Origin of the sequence: Micromonospora sp. NPDC005203, from assembly GCF_042872705.1 — a bacterium.
In the GTDB taxonomy this organism is placed as follows: Bacteria; Actinomycetota; Actinomycetes; order Mycobacteriales; family Micromonosporaceae; genus Micromonospora.
On record NZ_JBIAKV010000004.1, the window covers coordinates 1 to 20,524 of the forward strand.

20 protein-coding genes and 1 riboswitch are annotated in these 20,524 nt (G+C 72.7%); of the genes, 6 read left to right on the plus strand and 14 right to left on the minus strand.

Going from position 1 to position 20,524, the window contains the following annotated elements; translation table 11 throughout:
• Positions 1–203: 203 nt before the first annotated feature.
• From ACFYPM_RS11770 to ACFYPM_RS11780, 3 genes are all read right to left on the minus strand, one after another.
• Positions 204–677, minus strand: a complete 474-nt coding sequence (locus tag ACFYPM_RS11770; RefSeq protein WP_357254878.1) for a PH domain-containing protein — start codon at positions 675–677, stop codon at positions 204–206.
• A gap of 493 nt (positions 678–1,170) precedes the next feature.
• Positions 1,171–2,016, minus strand: coding sequence for an ATP phosphoribosyltransferase (gene hisG, locus ACFYPM_RS11775; RefSeq protein ID WP_357375488.1), 846 nt, complete (start codon positions 2,014–2,016; stop codon positions 1,171–1,173).
• A gap of 50 nt (positions 2,017–2,066) precedes the next feature.
• Complete coding sequence (locus ACFYPM_RS11780; protein WP_088947482.1) at positions 2,067–2,330, minus strand: phosphoribosyl-ATP diphosphatase; 264 nt, start codon at positions 2,328–2,330, stop codon at positions 2,067–2,069.
• 135 nt (positions 2,331–2,465) lie between these two features.
• Here ACFYPM_RS11780 and ACFYPM_RS11785 point away from each other — a divergent pair, with 135 nt between their 5' ends.
• Genes ACFYPM_RS11785 through ACFYPM_RS11795 form a run of 3 tightly spaced genes read left to right on the plus strand, consistent with a single transcriptional unit; the run spans position 2,466 to position 4,908 of the window.
• Positions 2,466–3,320, plus strand: coding sequence for a transporter substrate-binding domain-containing protein (locus tag ACFYPM_RS11785; protein ID WP_387194463.1), 855 nt, complete (start codon positions 2,466–2,468; stop codon positions 3,318–3,320).
• Positions 3,317–4,162: an amino acid ABC transporter permease gene (locus ACFYPM_RS11790; protein WP_387194466.1), complete on the plus strand. Its 846-nt coding sequence runs from the start codon at positions 3,317–3,319 to the stop codon at positions 4,160–4,162. The genes ACFYPM_RS11785 and ACFYPM_RS11790 overlap by 4 nt, the downstream gene beginning before the upstream one ends.
• 2 nt (positions 4,163–4,164) lie before the next feature.
• Positions 4,165–4,908 (plus strand): amino acid ABC transporter ATP-binding protein, encoded by a 744-nt coding sequence (locus ACFYPM_RS11795; protein ID WP_387194469.1) that lies wholly within the window; start codon positions 4,165–4,167, stop codon positions 4,906–4,908.
• A gap of 37 nt (positions 4,909–4,945) precedes the next feature.
• On the opposite strand, the gene ribH is transcribed toward ACFYPM_RS11795, so the two are convergent.
• From ribH to rpe, 7 genes are all read right to left on the minus strand, one after another.
• Positions 4,946–5,446 (minus strand): 6,7-dimethyl-8-ribityllumazine synthase, encoded by a 501-nt coding sequence (gene ribH / locus ACFYPM_RS11800; protein WP_357375587.1) that lies wholly within the window; start codon positions 5,444–5,446, stop codon positions 4,946–4,948.
• 2 nt (positions 5,447–5,448) lie between these two features.
• Positions 5,449–6,714, minus strand: a complete 1,266-nt coding sequence (locus ACFYPM_RS11805; protein WP_387194472.1) for a bifunctional 3,4-dihydroxy-2-butanone-4-phosphate synthase/GTP cyclohydrolase II — start codon at positions 6,712–6,714, stop codon at positions 5,449–5,451.
• Complete coding sequence (gene pnuC, locus ACFYPM_RS11810) at positions 6,711–7,397, minus strand: nicotinamide riboside transporter PnuC (RefSeq protein WP_387194475.1); 687 nt, start codon at positions 7,395–7,397, stop codon at positions 6,711–6,713. The genes ACFYPM_RS11805 and pnuC overlap by 4 nt, the downstream gene beginning before the upstream one ends.
• Positions 7,397–8,035: a riboflavin synthase gene (locus ACFYPM_RS11815; protein ID WP_387194478.1), complete on the minus strand. Its 639-nt coding sequence runs from the start codon at positions 8,033–8,035 to the stop codon at positions 7,397–7,399. Before ACFYPM_RS11815 ends, pnuC begins: the two co-directional genes overlap by 1 nt.
• Position 8,036: 1 nt before the next feature.
• Complete coding sequence (gene ribD, locus ACFYPM_RS11820; RefSeq protein ID WP_387194481.1) at positions 8,037–9,098, minus strand: bifunctional diaminohydroxyphosphoribosylaminopyrimidine deaminase/5-amino-6-(5-phosphoribosylamino)uracil reductase RibD; 1,062 nt, start codon at positions 9,096–9,098, stop codon at positions 8,037–8,039.
• A 193-nt stretch (positions 9,099–9,291) separates the two neighbouring features.
• A riboswitch (FMN riboswitch) is annotated at positions 9,292–9,462 on the minus strand.
• Positions 9,463–9,539: 77 nt separating this feature from the next.
• Positions 9,540–10,496 carry a response regulator gene (locus ACFYPM_RS11825; protein WP_357254863.1) on the minus strand — a complete coding sequence of 319 codons (957 nt, stop codon included), beginning with the start codon at positions 10,494–10,496 and terminating at the stop codon, positions 9,540–9,542.
• A 1-nt stretch (position 10,497) separates the two neighbouring features.
• Entirely contained in the window at positions 10,498–11,178 is a 681-nt protein-coding gene (gene rpe, locus ACFYPM_RS11830) for a ribulose-phosphate 3-epimerase (protein WP_387194484.1), read from the minus strand.
• Positions 11,179–11,432: 254 nt separating this feature from the next.
• Between rpe and ACFYPM_RS11835 the strand changes: the two genes are divergently transcribed.
• Together ACFYPM_RS11835 and ACFYPM_RS11840 are read left to right on the plus strand one after the other, a co-directional pair.
• Positions 11,433–12,323: a septum formation family protein gene (locus tag ACFYPM_RS11835; RefSeq protein WP_387194487.1), complete on the plus strand. Its 891-nt coding sequence runs from the start codon at positions 11,433–11,435 to the stop codon at positions 12,321–12,323.
• 82 nt (positions 12,324–12,405) lie between these two features.
• On the plus strand, positions 12,406–13,296 hold the full coding sequence (locus ACFYPM_RS11840) for a septum formation family protein (protein WP_387194490.1): 891 nt from the start codon (positions 12,406–12,408) through the stop codon (positions 13,294–13,296).
• Positions 13,297–13,343: 47 nt separating this feature from the next.
• Here ACFYPM_RS11840 and ACFYPM_RS11845 read toward each other — a convergent pair whose 3' ends face one another.
• The 4 genes from ACFYPM_RS11845 to ACFYPM_RS11860 form a co-directional block, all read right to left on the minus strand.
• Complete coding sequence (locus ACFYPM_RS11845; RefSeq protein ID WP_387195412.1) at positions 13,344–14,822, minus strand: RsmB/NOP family class I SAM-dependent RNA methyltransferase; 1,479 nt, start codon at positions 14,820–14,822, stop codon at positions 13,344–13,346.
• On the minus strand, positions 14,777–15,703 hold the full coding sequence (gene fmt / locus ACFYPM_RS11850; RefSeq protein ID WP_387194493.1) for a methionyl-tRNA formyltransferase: 927 nt from the start codon (positions 15,701–15,703) through the stop codon (positions 14,777–14,779). Before fmt ends, ACFYPM_RS11845 begins: the two co-directional genes overlap by 46 nt.
• A 5-nt stretch (positions 15,704–15,708) precedes the next feature.
• Entirely contained in the window at positions 15,709–16,266 is a 558-nt protein-coding gene (gene def, locus ACFYPM_RS11855) for a peptide deformylase (RefSeq protein WP_387194496.1), read from the minus strand.
• Between the two features lie 192 nt (positions 16,267–16,458).
• Positions 16,459–18,948 (minus strand): ATP-binding protein, encoded by a 2,490-nt coding sequence (locus ACFYPM_RS11860; protein WP_387194499.1) that lies wholly within the window; start codon positions 18,946–18,948, stop codon positions 16,459–16,461.
• A 241-nt stretch (positions 18,949–19,189) separates the two neighbouring features.
• On the opposite strand from ACFYPM_RS11860, the gene ACFYPM_RS11865 reads away from it, so the two are divergent.
• The gene (locus ACFYPM_RS11865; protein WP_387194502.1) at positions 19,190–20,470 is read left to right on the plus strand and encodes a hypothetical protein; all 1,281 of its coding nucleotides are present in this window, start codon (positions 19,190–19,192) and stop codon (positions 20,468–20,470) included.
• Positions 20,471–20,524 lie beyond the last annotated feature (54 nt).

Consider the following 20,524-nt stretch of genomic DNA (forward strand, 5'->3'; position numbering starts at 1 on the left):
GCGCACGGCGCACGGCGCACGGCGCACGGCGCACGGCGCACGGCGCACGGCGCACGGCGCACGGCGCACGGCGCACGGCGCACGGCGCACGGCGCGTCAGGATCCGAGCAACATCGGCGATAGTGCTGCTTCCGGCGGGCGGGCGGCAGCAGTTTCGGTGTTGTTGCTCGGATCCTGGACAGCCGGGGGGTCGGGGCAGCGGGTCAGCGGCCGCTGGCACGCTCGGCGAGACGGGCCTGGTGCGCCTCGTGCAGTCGCCGCAGCGCGCGGACCCCGTCGACGGCCAGCTCCTTGTCGGCGGCCTGCAGGGCAACCATCGGCAGGAGATCGTCGTCGTGCAGCTCCAGGCTGGCCCACGGGGCGCCCCGGTCGAAACGGACTCCCCGGACAACCTCCCAGGGCAGCTCGTAGGAGCTGATGACGTTGCGGACCCGAATGCCGCGAGCGTCCGCCTCCACCCGCGGACGGGTGAACAGCAGGAAGCCCAGCGCGCCGAAGATGCCCAGGCCGATCATGGCGATCTGGTCGCCGCGTTGGAAACTGCCGTAACCGTCGCCAGTCGGCCCACTCAGCGAGGTGGCGACCAGGCCGAACACGACCACCAGCGCGACCGCCGCCGACCAGCAGACCACGCGGATGCGGCGGGGCTTCAGGTGGACCAGTTCGGTGTCACTCACCCCACCAGTCTGCCATCCACACCCGCCCGTCGAGCGCACCACCCGCCGAGCCACCGCTCAGCCCGCACCGCCCGCGCAAGCCGCACCGCCCGCGCAAGATCGTGCTCGATCCGGGATGTCAACGCCGTTGCGTGAGGCGGAATGACTGTTCGTCAACCGATCCTGCATCGCGATCTTGCACTTTCTGCCCCGACATTAGGGTGCATTACCGCCTAAATCGGCGACAGAAGGTGCAAGATCGGCGCGATTCTCCTGCTTGACGTGGCTTGAGCATCGGTGGCGCTGGAGGCCACTGAATCGATGATCGAGCGCGATCTTGCGTGGGCGGTGCGCCCACCACGGGCGTCGACACCGCCGCCCCGAACCCCGCGGCGGCGCGAATGACAGATCCACTCGGCATCAGCGAAACGGGGGTGTCCCAGGCATTCGGACACCCCCGTTCCAGCGAGACCGAGTTGATCAACCGCCGGGGCCCAGCGGTGGATGCCGCCGGTCAGAGGCGACAGGCGTGGATGTTGGTGACGAGGATGGCGCGGGCGCCCAGCTCGTACAGCTCGTCCATGATGCGGTGGACGTCTTCGCGGAGCACCATCGCCTGCACCGCCACCCACCCCTCGCGGTGCAGCGGCGACACCGTGGGCGACTCGATGCCGGGGGTGAGCCCGCTGGCCCGTTCCAGCAGACCCGCCGGCACGTCGTAGGCGAGCATCACGTAGCGGCGGGCGACCAGCACACCGTGCAGGCGACGCAGCAACTGCGCGGCCTGCGGGTGGGCCGGCGCGGCGGCGCGGCGGACCAGCACCGCCGAGGACCGCAGCAGCGGCTCACCGAACACCACGAGGCCCGCCTGACGCAGGGTGGCGCCGGTCTCCACGACGTCCGCGATCACGTCGGCGACGCCGAGGCGTACGGCGTTCTCCACCGCGCCGTCGAGGCGGATCACGTCGGCCTTGACGCCCACCTCGCCGAGGTGCCGCTCGACCAGCCCGGGGTACGCGGTGGCGATCCGGTGCCCGCCCAGGTCCCGCACGGAGGCGATGTCGTCGGGGCGGGCGGCGAAGCGGAAGGTGGCCTGCCCGAAGGCGAGGTCGACGACCTCCTCCGCCGGCGCGGCCGAGTCGATCAGCAGGTCCCGGCCGGTGATCCCGAGGTCGAGGTCACCGGACCCGACGTAGGTGGCGATGTCCTTGGGGCGCAGGTAGAAGAATTCGACGTCGTTGGCCTCGTCGCGGCAGACGAGGTCCTTGGGGTCGGTGCGCTGGCGGTAGCCCGCCTCACGCAGCATCTGGGCGGCCGGCTCGGCCAGGGTGCCCTTGTTGGGAATGGCGACACGCAGCATGACGGGAGTGCTCCTTCGATCCGGATGGCGATCAACGGGTGGGGATGCACTCACAGATGTCGGTAGACGTCCTTGAGGTCGAGACCACTGGCGAGCATGAGCACCTGGACCTGGTAGAGCAGTTGGGAGATCTCCTCGGCGGTGCGTTCCGGCCCCTCGTGCTCGGCGGCCATCCACGACTCGGCCGCCTCCTCGACGACCTTCTTGCCGATGAAGTGCACGCCCTTCTCCAGGGCGGCGACGGTGCCCGAGCCCGGGGTGCCGGCGGCGGCCTTGGCCTGCAGCTCGGCGAACAACTCCTCGAACGTCTTCACGGTGGACGATTCTTCCAGCCACCGGGGCGGCACCCCGCGTCCGGGTCCGCCGAAATCCAGCAAGCGGACAATTCCCTATCAACATGGTGGGATAAAACCCCAAGCAGACTGGTCGATACCTCTACGCTGTCGGCCATGGCCAGCAGCTCACGTCTCCTCGCGCTCACCCTCGCCGGTGCCGCCGTCGTCGCCACCGCCGGATGCGCACCACAGGAGCCAACCCCCACTGTCACCGCGCCGTCCTGCGCCAAGGACAGCCTGCCCACGCGGACGCCGGGCAAGCTCACCATCGCCACCGACCAGCCCGCGTACGAGCCGTGGTTCGCCAAGGACAAGCCGGACAACGGCGAGGGCTTCGAGTCCGCCGTCGCGTACGCGGTGGCCGAGAAGCTCGGCTACGCCCGCGCGGACGTCTCCTGGACCCGGGTCAAGTTCGACACCGCCATCGCACCCGGGCCGAAGGCCTTCGACTTCGACATCAACCAGTTCTCCATCACCGAGGAACGCAAGCGGGCGGTGGACTTCTCCGCGCCGTACTACCTGGTCCGGCAGACCGTGATCGCGTTGAAGTCGTCCAAGATCGCCGGCCGGAGGTCGTTGGCGGAACTTCGTGACGCCCGACTCGGCGCCCAGGTCGGCACCACCAGCCACCAGGCGATCGTCGACGTGCTCAAGCCGACCAGGAAACCCCAGGTCTACAACAGCAACGACGACGCCAAGAAGGCCCTGCAGAACGGGCAGATCGACGGTCTGGTGGTGGACCTGCCGACCGCCTTCTACATGACCGGCGCGGAGCTCACCGACGCGACGATCGTCGGGCAGGTGCCGCAGGTCGGCTCGCCCGAGGCCTTCGGGCTGCTGCTGGACAAGAACTCGCCGCTGACCTCCTGCGTCACCGGCGCGGTCGGTCAGCTCACCGAGGCGGGCACGCTGAAGGAACTGGAGCAGAAGTGGCTCGCGCAGGTCGCGGGGGCGGCCGAGCTGCGGTGACCCTGCTCCAACACGTTCCCTCCGAGGCGCAGCGGCGGCGGGCGGCGTACCGGCATCGGCAGACCGTCTACAGCGTGCTGGTCGCGGCCAGCTCCACGGCGGCGCTCGGCACGCTGCTGGTCGTCGCGCTGACCGGCGCGCCCGGCTGGGACCGGGTCCGGCAGTCGTTCCTGGACCCGGCTGTCGCCTCCGACGCGCTGCCGGCGGTGCTGGGCGGGCTCTGGCTCAATGTCCGACTGCTGGTCTGCTGTGCCGTCGGCGCGCTGGTGCTCGGGCTGGTGATCGCGGTGCTGCGGACGTTGCGCGGCCCGATCTTCTTTCCGGTCCGGGCGCTGGCCGCCGGATACACCTACACCTTCCGCGGTCTGCCGCTGATCATCGTGCTGTACGTGCTCACCCTCGGCGTGCCCGGCCTGCGCCTGCAGGGCATGCCGCCGGCGCTGGTGCTCGGCGGGCTCGCGCTGGTCCTCACCTACGGCGGGTATCTCGCCGAGGTGTTCCGGGCCGGAATCGAGTCGGTGCATCCCAGCCAGCTCGCCGCGGCCCGTTCGCTGGGCCTGACCTACCGGCAGACCATGCGGCACGTGGTCCTGCCGCAGGCCGTCCGCCGGGTGGCGCCACCGCTGCTCAACGACGTGGTGGCGTTGCAGAAGGACGTCGGGCTGGTCTCGCTCGCCGGGCCGATCGACGCGGTCCGGGCCGCCCAGATCGCCACCGCCCAGACCTTCAACTACACGCCGTACATCGTGGCGGGGGTGCTCTTCGTGCTGCTCGCGATCCCGTTGATCGCGGTCACCGACTGGGTGACGCTGCGGGCGGCCCGCCGACAGTCGGGAGGCTGACCATGGCGGTGCTGCGGTGCCGGGGCCTGCGCAAGGAGTTCGCCGGTCAGGTCGTGCTCGACCAGCTCGACCTGACGGTCGCCGAGCATCAGGTGGTCGCGCTGATCGGCGCCTCCGGCTCGGGTAAGTCCACCCTGCTGCGCTGTGTGAACCTCCTGGAGGAGCTCGACGACGGCACCATCGAGTTGGACGGGGAGGACATCTCCGATCCCCGGGTGGACCCGGACCGGGTCCGCCGGCGGATCGGGATGGTGTTCCAGGCGTACAACCTGTTCCCGCACCTGAGCGTGTTGGACAACATCACCCTCGCGCCGCGGCGCGTACACCGGCGGGATCGTGCGGAGGCGGAGGCGCAGGCCCGGGAGTTGCTCGACCGGGTGGGTCTGGGCGCCCGGGCGGACGCCTACCCGGATCGGCTCTCCGGCGGTCAGCAGCAGCGGGTGGCGATCGTCCGGGCACTGGCGAACTCACCTCGACTGATGCTGCTCGACGAGATCACCTCCGCGCTGGACCCGGAACTCGTCGGCGAGGTACTGGCGATGATCCGCGACCTGAAGGCGGACGGCATGACGATGGTGCTGGCCACCCACGAGATGGGCTTCGCCCGGGAGGTCGCCGACCAGGTCTGCTTCCTCGACGCCGGGCGGGTCGTCGAGAGCGGCCCGCCGGAGCAGGTGTTCGGCGAGCCGACCCAGCCCCGGACCCGGCAGTTCCTGCACCGGATCATCGAGGCCGGTCGTCTCTGAGGGCCCACCCTCAGACACGACCGGGGCGGCACGGGCGTCAGCCGCTGAAGCCGACCCGCTGGGCGTTGCCCGCCGCGACGGTTCGCACGGCAAGCGCCGCGTCGAGTGCGGCCACCGTGGCGGCCCAGCCCTTGTCCTCGGCCGAGCCGGGCAGACCGGCCCGGTCGCGGGCCTGCTCGATGGTCTCCACGGTCAGCACCCCGTGCGCCACCGGCTTGCCCTCGTCCAGCGCCACCCGGGTCAGCCCGTCGGTCACCGAGCGGCAGACATAGTCGAAGTGGGCGGTGGAACCGCGCACCACCACGCCCAGAGCGACCACCACGTCACAGCGACGCGCGAGGGCCTGCGCCACCACCGGCAACTCGACCGAGCCGGCGACCCGGGCGACGACCGACCGCGCCCCGCACGCCTCGGCGGCGGCCACGGCCCGCTCCAGCATGTGGTCGGTCAGGTCACCGTGCCAGCGGGCGGCCACGATCCCGACGGTCAGCCCCGCGGCGTCCACCGCGTCGACTCCCGGCTCACCAAAACCCGCCATCGTCATGCTCCGATCTCGTCGTTGGCGACCGGGCGCCCCAGCGGCGCCTCGGACACCTCGTCCAACTCGTCCAGCAGGTGACCCATCCGGTCCCGCTTGGTGCGCAGGTAGCGCAGGTTCTCCGGGTGCGCGCCGGCCGGCAGCCCCTCCCGGCCGGTGATGGTCAACCCGTACCCCTCCAGCCCGGCCCGCTTGGCCGGGTTGTTCGTCAGCAGGCGCATCGAGCGCACGCCCAGGTCGTAGAGGATCTGGGCGCCGGTGCCGTAGTCGCGGGCGTCGGCCGGCAGGCCCAGGTCGAGGTTGGCGTCGACGGTGTCTCGGCCGGCGTCCTGCAACTGGTACGCCTGCAGCTTGTGCAACAGCCCGATGCCGCGCCCCTCGTGTCCGCGGACGTAGAGAACCACGCCCCGGCCCTCGCGTCCGACCCGGGCCAACGCGGCGTCCAACTGCGGCCCGCAGTCGCAGCGCAGCGAGCCGAACACGTCACCGGTCAGGCACTCCGAGTGCACCCGGACCAGCACGTCCTGGCCGTCGCCGAGGTCACCCAGCACCATGGCGACGTGTTCGGCCGGATCGTGCGCGGCCCGGTAGCCGAGCGCGCGGAACACCCCGTGCCGGGTGGGCATCCGGGCGTCCGCGACCAACTCGACCTGCTTCTCGGTACGCCGCCGGTAGGCGACCAGGTCGGCGATGGTGATCAGCGTGAGGCCGTGCTCGGCGCAGAACTTCTCCAGGTCCGGCAGCCGCATCATGGTGCCGTCGTCGTTGACCAGCTCGCAGAGCACGCCCGCCGGGCGCAGACCGGCGAGCCGGGTCAGGTCGATCCCCGCCTCGGTGTGCCCGGGGCGCCGCAGCACCCCGCCCTCGCGGGCGCGCAGCGGCACCACGTGTCCGGGTCGCGCCAGGTCGGTCGGGTCGGTCGCCGCCGAGGCGAGCAGCCGGCTGGTGTGCGCGCGGTCGGCCGCCGAGATGCCGGTGCTGACCCCCTCCCGGGCGTCCACGGTCACCGTGTACGCGGTGCCGCGCCGGTCCTGGTTGGTGTGGTGCATCGGCGGCAGGTCGAGGCGGTCGGCCTCGCTCTCGGTCAACGCCACGCAGACGTACCCGGAGGTGTAGCGCACCATGAATGCCATCAGCTCCGGCGTGGCCAGCTCGGCCGCGAAGATCAGGTCGCCCTCGTTCTCCCGGTCGGCGTCGTCGACCACGACGACCGGCCGGCCGGCGGCGATCTCCGCGATCGCCTGCTCGATGCTCCCAAAACTGGTCACGCGACGGCCTCCGTGTAGGTGGGACGGACCGGGGCCGGTCGGGTGGCGCGCGAGGTGCGCCACCAGGCGGCGAAGCCCCAGGCGCAGATGGCGCCGTAGACCAGGTACATGACCGCCGACGGATAGAAGCCGCCGCGTAGCAGCAGCGGCACGCCGACGGCGTCCACCGCGATCCACAGCAGCCAGAACTCCACCCAGCCACGGGCCATGCCGTAGGTGGCCAGCAGGCTGCCGGTGAGGATCCAGGCGTCGGGCAGCGGACCCCACGAGCCCAGTGCCTTGAGCACCGGGTACGCCGCGGCGGTGCCGACCACCGCGGCCAGCAGCAGCATCAGCCGCTCCCGCCCGGTGGCCCACCGCGGGACGACCGCCGCCTGGCCGTCGCCGGCGCGACGGTTCGACTGCCAGCGCCACCAGCCATAGACGCTGACCGCGAAGAAGAACACCTGCCGGCCGGCCTGCCCGTACAGGTCGTGTTCCTGCGGGGTGGCGAACACCCCGCCGAGGAAGACGGTGAGCAGCAGCGCGTTACCGACCATGCCGACCGGCCACGCCCAGACCAGCCGGCGCAGCCCGAGCAGCGCGGAGACCAACCCGAAGGCGTTGCCGACGATCTCCCGGGCCAGCACCGGCGAGCCGGCCACCTGCACCTGGGCGTCCAGCAGCCAGCTGAGCGGACCCATCAGGCCACCTCGCCCAGGGTCGAGGCCGTCGGGCGAGCGTCGGTGAGCCGGTCGCCGAGCAGCCGCTCGACGTACTTGGCCAGCACGTCGACCTCCAGGTTGACCGGGTCGCCGACACCCTTGGCGCCGAGCGTGGTCAGCGCGAGCGTGGTCGGGATCAACCCGACGGCGAACTCGTCCGCGCCCACCTCGGCCACGGTCAGCGAGACGCCGTCGATGGTGATCGAGCCCTTCTCCACCACGTACCGCGACAGCGCGGCGGGCAGGCGGAACCGGACGGTCTCCCACTGCTCGGCCGGCTCCCGGGAGATCAGCTCGCCGACGCCGTCGACGTGGCCCTGGACCAGGTGCCCGCCGAGCCGGCTGCCGAGGGCGGCGGCCCGCTCCAGGTTGACCGGGTCGCCGACGTTCAACGCGCCCAGCGCGGAGCGGCGCAGCGTCTCCCCCATCACGTCGGCGGTGAAAACCCCGTCGGTGACCTCCACGACGGTCAGGCAGACGCCGTTGACCGCGATGGAGTCGCCGTGCCGGGCGTCGGACGTGACGAGCGGACCGCGAACGGCGACAAGCGCCGAATCGCCTGCCGTCGCCGTGACCCGGACGATCCCACCCAACTCCTCGATAATGCCGGTGAACATGTCAGCCCTCCCTTTTGCGGGGCGAAGCGGTGATCCGGAGATCCGGACCGATCTGCGTAACGTCGACGAACTCCAGATCGATGGCCTCGGCGATGGTGGTCACTCCCGCGTCGACGAGAGCTGTCGGGCCGGCGCCGAGCAACCGGGGCGCGACGTAGGAGACGATCTTGTCGATCAGGCCGGCCCGCAGGAACGCGCCGGCCAGTCGGGGGCCGCCCTCCAGCAGCACCGCGCGGACCCCGCGCTGGTGCAGCGCCGCGAGCAGCGCCGACAGGTCGACGCGGCCGTCCGGGTCGGCGCCGACCTCGTCGGCCGTCGCGATCCACGTCCGCGCGGCGCCGTCGCGGACCCGGGCGTCGGCCGGGGTACGCCCCGAGCTGTCCACGACCACCCGCAGCGGCTGCCGGATGGCCAGACTGCCGTCGCGCAGGTTGCGGGCGGTCAACCGGGGGTCGTCGGCGAGCACCGTGCCCACCCCGGCGAGCACCGCGTCGACGGTGCCGCGCAGCGCGTGCACGTCGCTCCGGGCCGCCTCCGAGGTGATCCACATGCTGGTGCCGTCCGCCGCGGCGGAGCGCCCGTCGAGCGTGGCGGCGTACTTCCAGATGACATACGGCCAGCCGCGGCGCATCGAGGTCAGCCAGGCGACATTGCCGGCCTCGGCGTCCTCGCCGCGTACCCCCAGGTCGACCCGGACCCCGGCGGCGCGCAGCGTGGCAGCGCCCCCGGACGCGACCGGGTTCGGGTCGGGTACGGCGATGACCACCCGGGAGACCCCGGCCTGGACGAGCGCGGAACTGCAGGGGCCGGTGCGGCCGGTGTGATCGCACGGTTCCAGAGTGACGATCGCGGTGCCGCCCTTGGCGCGTCGCCCGGCCTGCGCCAGCGCGACGATCTCGGCGTGCGGCCCGCCGGCGTACGCGTGGAAGCCCTCACCGACGACCTGGCCGTCCTCGTCGAGCAGCACGCAACCGACCACGGGGTTGGGACTGGTGGTGCCGAGCCCGCGTGCCGCCAACTCGATCGCACGCCGCATCGCCTCGTCGACGGAGACGCTGGCCATCGCCCTGTCCTGCCCTCTCACTCGCCGGTCCGCGCGCGGCGGTCAGGGAGGCTGCGGCCATGGGGCCGCGGGCAGGCGGTGGCGGATCCGGGAACGGCGCGAGCCGCCCACGGATTCCGGGAACGGCACAGCCGCCCCCGGAGGGTCGGCGCGGCACGCTGAAGCCAGCGGCCGGCTCGGACCCGTCCGTCCCGCGCGCTGTCTCCCATCCGGACTGTCTGGGAGCGGACGAACCGCTCCCAACCGTCGGCCCCGGATTTTCACCAGGTCCACCGGGCAGCAGAGCCGTCCGGGTCGCGGGCTGACCACGGTTGGACCGTGGATCACCGCCGGTTCGGAATTTCACCGAGTCCCGCCAGCGCGTGGTGGGTACAGGAAAGTGTTGCACGTCGACGGGCGGGCGTCGCCACCTAGGCGAGCTACTTCACAGGGCCGTCATGCTCACGTGACACCACGGCGCCGGTCCACCGCGACGTACGACCCCGGTTGACTCTTGGCCACCGTCTTCATCTCCGAGGCCACCGCGATCGCCTCCAGGGGGTCGGTGAACCGCTTGCCGGCGTCGGAGAGGGACACCCCGATGGAGAGCGTGACCAGGGCGGCGCGGCGGATGGTGCCACGCCGGTCCTTCAGCTCGACGAAACCGCGCTCCCGGTCGGTCGGGTCGTAGAGCGTGTCGGCGGCGTTCTCGAAGTCGACGACCGCCCGGGACGTCAGTGGGCGCACCTGGTCCGGTGCGCAGACGATGACGAAGTCGTCGCCGCCGACGTGACCGAGGAAGGCCGGTGGCAGCCCGACGCCCACCACCGCCCGGTGCAGGCTGCGGGCCAGCGCGGAGATGAAGTCGTCGCCCCGCACGAAGCCGTACCGGTCGTTGACGCTCTTGAACCGGTCGATGTCGACGTAGCCGACGGCGTAGTCCACGCCGTTGCGGACCCGGTCGCTGATCTCCCGACGGATCCGGCTGTTGCCGGGCAGCCCGGTCAGCGGGGAAACCTCCCGGAACTCCTTGTTGCGGCGCAGGGTGGACGAGACCCGGGCCACCAGCTCGGCGGTGTCGAAGGGCTTGACCAGGTAGTCGTCGGCGCCGGCGCTGAGCCCGTGCACCTTGTCGACAGTCATCCCCTTGGCCGTCAGCATGATCACCGGAAGGGCGGAGGTCATCGGGTCGGCGCGCAGCCGCCGGGTCAACTCCAGCCCGTCGATGCGGGGCATCATGAGATCGACCACCGCCAGGTCGGGTCGCTGACGCTCGATGACCTCCAGGGCCTCCTGGCCGTCGCTGGCGTGGATCACCTCGAAGCCGTGCAGCCGCAGGTTGAACTCGACGAAACGAGCGATGTCCGCGTCGTCGTCGACGACGAGGATGATGTCCTTGCGGTCGACCTCGGGTTCCACCTCAGGCCCCGGGAGCCGCGCGTTCCGCCAGCGCCCGCAGGTGTCGTACCGCCTCCGCCGGGTCGGCGGCGCCGTACACGGCGGTGCCGGCCACGAACGCGTCGGCGCCGGCGGCGGCCGCCTGCTCGATGGTGTCCGCGGCGATCCCGCCGTCCACCTCGATGCGCAGCTCCAGGTGCCCGGCCGCGACGTGCCGGCGGGCGGCACGCACCTTCTCCAGCAACTGCGGAATGAACCGCTGCCCACCGAAACCGGCCTTGATCGTCATGATCAGGAGGGTGTCGAAGCTGGGCAGCAGGTCCAGATACGGCTCGATCGGAGTGTCCCGGTCGATGGCCAGGCCGGCCTTCGCACCCGCCGAGCGCAGGTCCTTGGCCAGCGCCACCGGGTCGTCGGCCGCCTCCGCGTGGAAGGTGACGTTGTACGCCCCCGCGTCGGCGTAACCGGGCGCCCACCGGCGCGGATCCTCGATCATCAGGTGCACGTCGAACGGCATCGCGGTGACCGCCCGCAGGCTCTGCACCACCGGCAACCCGATGGTCAGGTTCGGCACGAAATGGTTGTCCATCACGTCGACGTGCAACCAGTCCGCGGCGTCCTCGACGGCACGGACCTCTTCGGCGAGATGGGCGAAATCGGCGGCCAGGATGCTCGGCGCGACGATCGGCGGCGGTACGGTCACGGGGCCAGTGTACGAACGCGTTCACGCGCGACCCGCAGCGCGGCACCAACTCCGACGCGTTGTGATGCGACAGTGACCAGTGGTGCAGAATTAGGCGCTCCGGACTGCCGAATCCGGACGAACAGACATGAGTGGCTGGCCGATCGACGGAAACGCGACGACACTCCAAGCGGGACGGTGCCGAAGGGCGCACGCCCGCCGGGGTTTCGCCGCGGGGCGCGGTGACCGGCCGCCAGCTCCCGAAAGGGCGGACAATGCGACGGTGGCTTCCAGCGCTGGTGCTGGCCGGCGTCACGACGATGCTGCTGGCCGGCTGCTCGCCGGCGCGGGGCGCGGACGGTGACCTCACCGACGACTGGCCGGCGCTGCGGGACCCGACGCCGTTCACCCCCGCCACCGACACCTGCCTCCCCCGGATCACCGGCGTCGTGCAGGCCAGCACCTACGAGACGGTGGACTGCGCGCGCAACCACCTCGCCGAGGCCATCCACGTCGGCACCTTCGTCGGGCCCGACGCGCTGACCGAGACCCGACCGGAGCCCGGATCGGCGGCGCTGCGCACGGCCCGCGCCGAGTGCGACCAACGGGCCCGGGAGGTGCTCGGCGGCGACTGGCACACCGCCCGGCTCACGCTGTCCCTGGCGCTGCCGTCGGTCCCCTCCTGGACCGGCGGCGCGCGCTGGTTCCGCTGCGACCTCAGCGAGACCGGCAGCATCGACAACACCCGCCCGGTGAACCGCACCGGCAGCCTGCGGGGCGCGTTGATCGGCGACAGCCCGCTGACCCACCGCTGCTTCGACCCCAAGCTGATCGGCGACAACCTCAACTACATGGCACCGGTGCTCTGCACCGAGCCGCACCGCGCCGAGTTCGTGGGCGTCTACCAGGAACGGGACGCCAGCTGGGCCGAGTTCACCGCCTCCGCCGCGCAGTCGCACCGACGCTGCATGGAGTTGATCGCCGCATACGCGGCCGTGCCGAACAACAAGGACCTCCCGTATCGGGCTGGGTCCATCTACTACCCGCCGTCGCAACGGGAGTGGGAGGAGGGCGACCGTGGCGTGCGCTGTTTCCTGTGGAGCGACGACCGCAAACTCACCCGCTCGATGCGCGGCGCCGGCCCCGAGGGACTGCCCGCCATCTGAGGATGAGTGCCGTATGCTGCTGCGCCGTGGCGCTACCGACCGGCGGGGTCCGGCCGGAGGCCACAGTGGCGGGAGGTCAGGGATGCGACGGTGGTGGGCGGCGTACGCCGGAGGTGCGGCCCTGGCCCTGGTGCTGACCGGGTGCAACGCACCCGCCGGAGTCGACACCGACCTCGTGGACGACTGGCCGGCACCCGTCGCGGCGCAGCAGTTCGTGCCCGCCGCCGACGTCTGCCACCTGACCTCTCAGCAGGTCGGCTTCCTGACCGGCTACAACCCGACGGCGTGCACCGAAGCGCATCTGGTCGAGACCCTGCACGTCGGCACGCTCACCGGCCCGAACGCCCAGCCCGGCGCGCCCCCGCAGCCCGGCTCGGCGGGCATGCGGGCCGCGCAGGCGGGGTGCGACACGGAGGTCAACAAGGCGGTGGGCGCCGACTGGCGTTCCGGGCGGGTCGGCCTGACCGTGGTGCTGCCGTCGCCGCAGGCCTGGGCGGGCGGCGCCCGGTGGTACCGCTGCGACGTCAGCGAGATCGCCAGCATCGACGACACCACCGTCGGCCCGCGCACCGGCAGCCTCCGGGGCGCGCTGTCCGGCGCGGCACCGCTGGCGTACCGCTGCTTCAACCCCAAGCTGGTCAAGGACGACATCGACGAGATGCTGCCGGTCTCCTGCACGGCCAAGCACCACGCCGAGTTCGTCGGGATCTGGCAGGCCCCGGCGGTCAGTTTCGCCGAGTTCTCCCGCACCGTGAAGAAGACCCACCGGGCCTGCCAGACGATGATCGCCAGGTACGCCAAGGTGCCGGACAACTCCCAGCTCGAGTTCCGCGCCGGCACGATCTTCTACCAGCCGTACGAGGAGGAGTGGCGCAACGGCAACCGCGGCGTGCAGTGCTTCCTCTGGATCTCCGATCGGAACCTGACCCGCTCGATGCGCAACGCCGGCACCAAGGGGCTCCCGGTCACCTGAGCGTCAGGCGTCCGGCCGGTCGGGTGACCGGCCGGACGTGAGCCCCGTCAGCCTCGCCGCAGGACGGCGAGGAACATCGCGTCGGTGCCGTGGCGGTGCGGCCAGAGCTGCACCGTCGGCCCGTCACCCAGACCGGGCATGCCGGCCGGCAGCAGCGGCCGGGCATCGACGAAGTCCACCGCGACACCACTGCGGCGGGCCGCCTCGGTCACCGTCACGTGCGTCTCGACGGTGTGCGGCGAGCAGGTCACGTAGGCGACCAGACCACCCGGGCGGACCGCCCGCAACGCCGCGCCCAGCAACTCCCGTTGCAGCCGGGTCAGCGGCGGCAGGTCGGACGGTTCGCGACGCCACCGCGACTCCGGCCGACGCCGCAGCGAGCCCAGCCCCGTGCAGGGGGCGTCCACCAGCACCCGGTCGAAGTGCTGCTCCGGCAGCTTCGGGTCGGCGCCGACGTCACGGCCGTCCATCGTCAGCACGGTCACCGGCAGGTCGCGGGTGGCCAGGGAGACCAGCCGGGCGCGGTGCTCGGCCACCTCCACCGCGGTCACCCGCGCGCCACGCTGCGCGGCCAACGCGCCGAGCAGGCCGGCCTTGCCGCCCGGGCCGGCGCACAGGTCCAGCCACCGCCCGTCCGGGCCGTCCAGCGGCGCGTCGGCGAGTGCCGCCGCGACCAGTTGGGAACCCTCGTCCTGGACGTGGGCACGGCCGTCGACCACCGCCGGGATGTCGCCCGGCGCGCCGCCGGGCAGATAGACGGTGTACGGCGAAAAGGCGCCGGGCGCCCCGCCGACCTCATCGGCCAGCTCGATCGGGTCGATCAGGCCCGGCCGGGCGCACAGGTGCACCGGGGGACGCTCGTTGTCCTCGATCAGCAGCCGGGCCGTCTCACCGAGATCGCCGTCGAGCGCTTCGGAGAAGGCCCGCACGATCCACTGCGGATGGCTGTACGCCAACGCCAGGTGCCCGACCGGATCGGTCTCCATCGGTGGGGCGAGTTTCGCCACCCAGGCGTCCGCGTCCCGGCTGGACACCTCGCGCAGCACGGCGTTGGCGAAGCCGGTCGCGCTCGGTGCCACCGAACGGACCAGGTCGACGGTCGACGACACCGCGGCGTGCGCGGGCACCCGGGTGTGCAGGAGTTGGTACGCCCCGAGCCGCAGCGCGTCGCGGACCGGCGGGTCGATCCGGGCCACGTCCCGGCCGGCGGCGTCGGTCAGGATCGCGTCCAACGTGCCCAGGTTGCGCAGGGTGCCGTAGGTCAGCTCGGTGGCGAAGGCCGCGTCCCGGCCGAACAGCCCCTCCTCCCGCAGGATGATGGGCAGCACCAGGTTGGCGAACGCGTCGTCGCGGTGCACGGCGGCCACCGCCTCGTACGCCGCACGGCGCGGGCGGTCCAGTGGTGGCCGGACCGGCCGGCGGTCCCCGCCACGACCCGGAGGCGGGCCGGAGCGGCTCGGGCGGGTGCCTTCCGGGGCGGTCACGCGAAGTCCTCTCCGGCGCCGACCCGGACGCCGCGCGCCCAGTCGGTCGCGCCCATGGCCCGCTTGCCCGCGGCGCGGACCTCACCGAGGCGCACCGGCACGCTCGCCGTGCCGGCCAACACCCGGGACTTCTCCACCAACAACTCCCCCGGCTTCAACTCGGGGCCGTCGGGCACCGGCACGACCGGGCCGAGCTTCACCCGCTCACCCCGGAACGTGGTCCAGCCGCCCGGGGCCGGCGTGCAGGCCCGGATCCGACGGTCCACGGCGAACGCCGGGTCACCCCAGCGGACCCGGGCGTCGTCCACGGTCAGCTTCGGCGCCAGCGACACCCCGTCGGCGGGCTGCGGCTCGGCGCGGGCGGTGCCGTCGGCGATCGCGTCGAGCACCGCCACGAGCAACCCGGCACCGGACTCGGCGAGCCGATCCAGCAGGTCACCGGAGGTGTCGGCGGCCCGGATCTCGTCGGTGAGGGTGCCGTAGACCGGGCCGGTGTCCAGACCCTCCTCCAACTGGAAGACGCTGGCCCCGGTCAGCTCGTCACCGTGCAGCACGGCGTGCTGCACGGGAGCCGCGCCCCGCCACGCCGGCAGCAGCGAGAAGTGCAGGTTGATCCAGCCGTACCGGGGGATCTCCAGGGCGGCCGGTGGCACCAGCGCGCCGTAGGCGACCACCGGCACGCACTCCGGTGCGAGCTCGCGCAGCCGGTCGAGGAACTCGGGCTCGCGGGGACGGGCCGGCGTGAGCACCTCCACGCCGTGCGCGTCGGCCCACTCACCGACCGGGGAGCGGGACAGGCCACGCCCACGCCCGGCGGGCGCGTCCGGCCGGGTCACCACGGCGACCAGGTCGTGCTGGGACGCGGCGACGGCGGCCAGGGCGGGAACGGCGACGGCCGGCGTACCGGCGAAGATCACACGCATCGGGGTCACCGACCCAGACCGAACGGGTCACTGATGTGCGGGCTCAGCTTGACCGTGGGTGGGGCCGCCCCGTCGTACCAGTCGGCCTGACGGATCGCCTTCATGGCCTCCTTGCGCCCCTCCTGGTCCAGCCGGTCCAGGAACAGCACCCCGTCGAGGTGGTCGGTCTCGTGCTGCACGCAACGCGCCATCAGGCCGGTGCCGACGATCTGCACCGGGTCACCGAAGGAGCTGAAGCCCTTCGCGATGACGTTCTGCCGACGCTTGGTGTCGAAGTAGAGCCCGGGAATCGACAGGCAGCCCTCCGGGCCGTCCTGCTCCTCCTCGTCCGGAAACTCCAACACCGGATTGATCAGGTGCCCGAGCACGTCGTCGACGTCGAAGGTGAACACCCGCAGACTCACGCCGAGCTGCGGCGCGGCCAGGCCGGCGCCGTTCTGCTCACGCATCGTGTCGGTCAGGTCGGCCACGAGCCGACGCAGCTCGGCGTCGAAGGTGACCACCGGATCGGCCGGCGTGCGCAGCACCGGATCCCCAAACAGACGGATGGGCTGAACGGTCACGCGGGATGGCTCCTTCGACAGGTGGACGGGCGTCGCGTACCAGTCTACGGAGTGCCCGGCCGCGCGCTGGCCGGCGTACCTCGATCGGCCACCGCAGGTGTGCCCAGCGTCACCGGCCGGCCGCCGGGCACCGGCCGAGCGCGCCCGGCCCCGGCCCCTCGCCGACGTCCGGGCGGCGGCCCGTGGGAAGCGTCAGCCCCGCGCCGAGCACCTGGGCGTCGCCCGGCTCAGCAGGTCACGTACCCGCTCGACGTCGGGGTGGCCGAGATCGTCGAGGATGCCCAGGGCCCGCCGCCAGGTGCGGACGGCGCCCGCCGTGTCCCCCGCCGCGTCTCGGCTCTCGCCGAGGCGGGCCAGGGTGTCCGCCTCGTCGTAGCGGTCGCTGACCCGCCGGTACAACCCGAGCGCCCGTTGGAAACAGCGGATCGCCGCGCGGTGGTCACCCAGCCGGGCGTGGATGAAGCCGAGGCTGTCCCAGGTGTTCGCCTCACCGTGCCGGTCCCCGGTCGGGCGCAGCAACACCAACGCCTGCTCGCAGTGCGCGAGCGCGAGCCCGTACTGGCCGAGTTGGGCGTGTGCCCAACCGACCGCGTTGCGGGCGCTGGCCTCCCCGGCCGGATGACCGGCGGCCCGGTACAGCGCCAGGGCCCGCTGGCCGTGGTCCAGCGCCTCGGCGTACCGGCCGAGCCCGTCGAGCATCGCGCCGAACGCCCGGTGGGTGCGCGCCTGCCCGGTGTGGTCACCCAACGCCTCGAAGATCACCAGGGCCTGGCGGTAGTTGCGGGCCGCCTCGTCCACCCGACCCAGTCGGGAGAGCACCCGGGCCAGGTCGCGGTGGGCGTTCGCCTGCCCGAGCCGGTCACCCGCGCGCCGCGCCCCGGCCAGGGCGGCCCGCTGGGCGACCGCCAGGTCCGTCCACCGCCCCCGGCGTTGCAGGAAATCCACAAGTGTCCAGGCCAACTGCCAGGCGTGGCCGTCGAACCCGGCACGTCGCGCGTGTGCGACCGCCGCCAGCAGCACCGGGTACTCGATGGTGAACCAGGTGAGCGCCTGACCGTGATTGGTGATCTCCTCGGGCAGCACGCCCGGTGGGGCGGCGGCCAGGGCGACCGGATCCCGGCCCGGTTGCAGCAGCAGCGCCGCCGCGTGGGCGGTGTGCAGGTAGTGGTCCAGCCCACGCCGGATCGCCGCCCGCCGGGCCTGCGCCGGTTCGAGGCGTTCCGCCAGCTCCGCCGCGTACGCCCGGAGGAGGTCGTGGGCGCCGAACCGGCCGGGGGCCTGTTCGGTGACCAGGTGGGCGTGGGCCAGCTCCGCCAGCAGTCGAGGCACCTGACCCCGGGGCAGCCCGGCCAGGCTGGCCGCCGCGGCGACCCCGATCTCCGGCCCCGGATGGCAGCCGAACAGCCGGAACAGGCGCGCCGCCGCGGGCGTGAGGCTCCGGTACGACCAGGAGAAGACCGCCTGGACGTCGCTGCCGGCGTCGCCACCGTCGAACGAGTCCAGCGGGTGCGGCGCCTCCCGCAGCTCGTGGGCGAGGGCGGCCAGGCCGAAGGCGGGGTTCGCCGCGCCTCGGGCGGCGAGCACCGCCAGCGCCAACGGCAGCCGCGCGCACCGCTCGATGATCTCGTCCACCGCCCGCGGTTCGGCCGCCAGCCGGTCCGCGCCGAGCCGCCGGGCCAACAGTTGCCACGCCTCGGCCGAGCTGAGCAGGCCGACGCCGATCGGCCGGGCGCCGTCGGCGGCGATCAGACCGGCGAGCCGGTTGCGGCTGGTGACCAGGACCAGGCAGCTCGGGCTGCCGACCAACAGATGACGGACCTGGTCGATGTCGCGGGCGTTGTCGAGCAGCACCAGCATCCGGCGGCCGGCGAGCAGGCTGCGGTAGAGGCCCACCTGCGCGGGAAGGTGGGTGGGGATGCGTTCGGGCGGCACCTCGAGGGCCTCCAGGAACCCCCGGACCGCCTCGACGGCCGTCACCACCGCCCCGGAGGCGTCGAACCCACGCAGGTCGACGTAGAGCTGGCCGTCCGGGAAGCGGTCGGCGACCCGGTGCGCCCAGTGCACCGCAAGCGTCGTCTTGCCGACCCCGGCCGTGCCGGACAACGTCATGACGGTGGCCGTCGCCAGGCCGTCGTCCCCGGACCCGCCAGGGTTGGCGCACGCCGCGTCGAGCTCGGCGAGCTGGGCGGCACGCCCGACGAAGCCCGGCAGCGCCGGGGGCAGTTGGCGGGGCACCGGGAAGCGGGCCGCCGGCGTACCGGGGCGCGGGCCACCGGCCCTGGCTCGTCCGGCCCCGGCGCTCGCCCGTCCGGTCGTCGCGTGGTCCCGGGTCGGGCTTCGGCGGCGCTCCTCGACCCGGTCCCGTGCCGTGGCGAGCACACCCTGCTCGGCGGGGGTTGCCCCGAGCAGCCGGATGAGCGCGTCGAACCGCTCCGGCGGAGGCAGGATGTTGCCGGCGAAGTACTCCCCGATGATCCCGCGCGACCAGCCGGTCTTCGCGGCCAGTTGCCGGTACGTCAGCTGGGTCTCCCCCTGCTGCCGGGCTTCCCGACGGCGCAACTGGCGCAGCAGCCCGGCCAGCTCCTGCAGTGTCTGCGCCGCCGCGCCGCCGCGGGCCACCTCGAACGCCGCCGACGATCCCGGTGCCGCCGGTCGAACGGAAGGTACCCGTTGGTCGGACATGCGGCTCCCACCCCCCCGGTCACCCGGCCCCCCGGATGCGCACGGGCAGGCTAAGTCCGTCGCGGCACCACTCGATAGGTGAGCGCCGATGTCTGACAGTTCCATCCCGGAGGGTGGACGTCCGGCGCTGTCCGGCGGTGTCCAGCGCCGTCCAGGATGCGCCGCGTGGAGCGGACCTCCCATGCCACCGTCCTGGTGCGGGTTCGACCCGCTCCACACACCCCTGGGGGAAGAGGTACTGATGATCCGTCCACATCTGACCGTCCGGCGGTCTCCGTCGCTGCTGCGTCGCGCCGCCGTCGCCGCGTTCGGCCTCACGCTGCTCGCCGCGGGTGTGACCGCCGCACCGGCCACCGCCGCGCCCGCAGGTAAGGCCGCCAAGACCGGATCGTTCGTCGACAGCACGCCGGTGCCCGGCGGCTTCGCCTCCTGGTCTGAGCTGCTCCGGCTGCAGGAGCGCATGAACACCGCCGCCGCGCGGATCACGAAGGCCGCCGAGCGCAGCGCGACCTCCGGCTTCGCCGGGATCGTCGCCGACCCCACCACCCGACAGCTCCAGGTCTACTGGAAGGGCGAGCCGCCGGCCAACCTGGTGGCCACCGCCCGGGCCACCGTCGCGACAAAGGTGCTGTCCGCCCCGTACTCACAGCGGGAACTCCTCGCCGCGGCCGAACGGCTGCAGGCCAAGGTCGGCGACCAGATCACCACGGTCGGACCACGTGCCGACGGCGCCGGCCTGCTCGTCGGCACCCAGGACGGTCTGCTCGGCGCGACGGCACTCGCCGGCGTCCCGGTGACCGTGCAGACCCGGGTCGCCGCCGCGCCGGCCACCCGCTGGGACGACTCGGCGCCGTGGTGGGGTGGCGCCGCGTGGCGCAACACCGCGAACGGCGGTGGCTGCTCGACCGGCTTCGGGGTCTACCAGGGCGGGGTGACGCGGGTGCTCTCCGCCGCGCACTGCGCCAACCTCAACGTCCTGGCGGTCGACCCGACCTGGCAGACGATCGGCACCGTCACCACCCGCAACGTCAGCACCGACACCCTGCTGCTCAACGGCAGCGGGGGCGGCCGGGTCTTCAACAACAGCACCGACGCGGCCGGCCACGTGATCAGTGAGTTCAACAACCAGGTGATCGGCGCGACGCCCAGCCAGGTCGGCAACTGGGTGTGCAGCTCCGGCGCGTACTCCGGGACCCGCTGCTCGATCCAGGTGAAGGCCCGCAACCTGTGCATCAACGTGCGCGACTTCGGCAGGGTCTGCGGCCAAGTCCAGGCGGAGAACACCACCGGCGCCAACGCCGTCGGTCAGGGTGACAGCGGCGGCCCGGTGGAGATCGTGAACGCGGCGAACACCCTCCAGGTCTGGGCGACCGGGACCACGACCGCCATCGACGACACCAACACCTCGGTGGCCTGCACCGGCTACGTGGACAGCGGCCGGGTCTGCGCCTGGCGGATGTACTACGAGGACATCTTCTCGGGCATGGCCGGCGTCGGCGCCTCCGGCGTGGTCCTCGGCTGAGGCATCGCCTCGACGCACCGACTGCACAAGTGGCCGGGCCGGCGCGCACCCCGC

Excerpts from the sequence above, each read along its gene's own strand:
- hisG (WP_357375488.1), bottom strand. The coding sequence starts at position 2,016 with ATGCTGCGTGTCGCCATTCCCAACAAGGGCACCCTGGCCGAGCCGGCC.
- ACFYPM_RS11785 (WP_387194463.1), top strand. The coding sequence starts at position 2,466 with ATGGCCAGCAGCTCACGTCTCCTCGCGCTCACCCTCGCCGGTGCCGCC.
- ACFYPM_RS11795 (WP_387194469.1), top strand. The coding sequence starts at position 4,165 with ATGGCGGTGCTGCGGTGCCGGGGCCTGCGCAAGGAGTTCGCCGGTCAG.
- ribH (WP_357375587.1), bottom strand. The coding sequence starts at position 5,446 with ATGGCGGGTTTTGGTGAGCCGGGAGTCGACGCGGTGGACGCCGCGGGG.
- pnuC (WP_387194475.1), bottom strand. The coding sequence starts at position 7,397 with ATGGGTCCGCTCAGCTGGCTGCTGGACGCCCAGGTGCAGGTGGCCGGC.
- ACFYPM_RS11815 (WP_387194478.1), bottom strand. The coding sequence starts at position 8,035 with ATGTTCACCGGCATTATCGAGGAGTTGGGTGGGATCGTCCGGGTCACG.
- ribD (WP_387194481.1), bottom strand. The coding sequence starts at position 9,098 with ATGGCCAGCGTCTCCGTCGACGAGGCGATGCGGCGTGCGATCGAGTTG.
- ACFYPM_RS11835 (WP_387194487.1), top strand. The coding sequence starts at position 11,433 with ATGCGACGGTGGCTTCCAGCGCTGGTGCTGGCCGGCGTCACGACGATG.
- ACFYPM_RS11840 (WP_387194490.1), top strand. The coding sequence starts at position 12,406 with ATGCGACGGTGGTGGGCGGCGTACGCCGGAGGTGCGGCCCTGGCCCTG.
- fmt (WP_387194493.1), bottom strand. The coding sequence starts at position 15,703 with ATGCGTGTGATCTTCGCCGGTACGCCGGCCGTCGCCGTTCCCGCCCTG.
- ACFYPM_RS11860 (WP_387194499.1), bottom strand. The coding sequence starts at position 18,948 with ATGTCCGACCAACGGGTACCTTCCGTTCGACCGGCGGCACCGGGATCG.
- ACFYPM_RS11865 (WP_387194502.1), top strand. The coding sequence starts at position 19,190 with ATGATCCGTCCACATCTGACCGTCCGGCGGTCTCCGTCGCTGCTGCGT.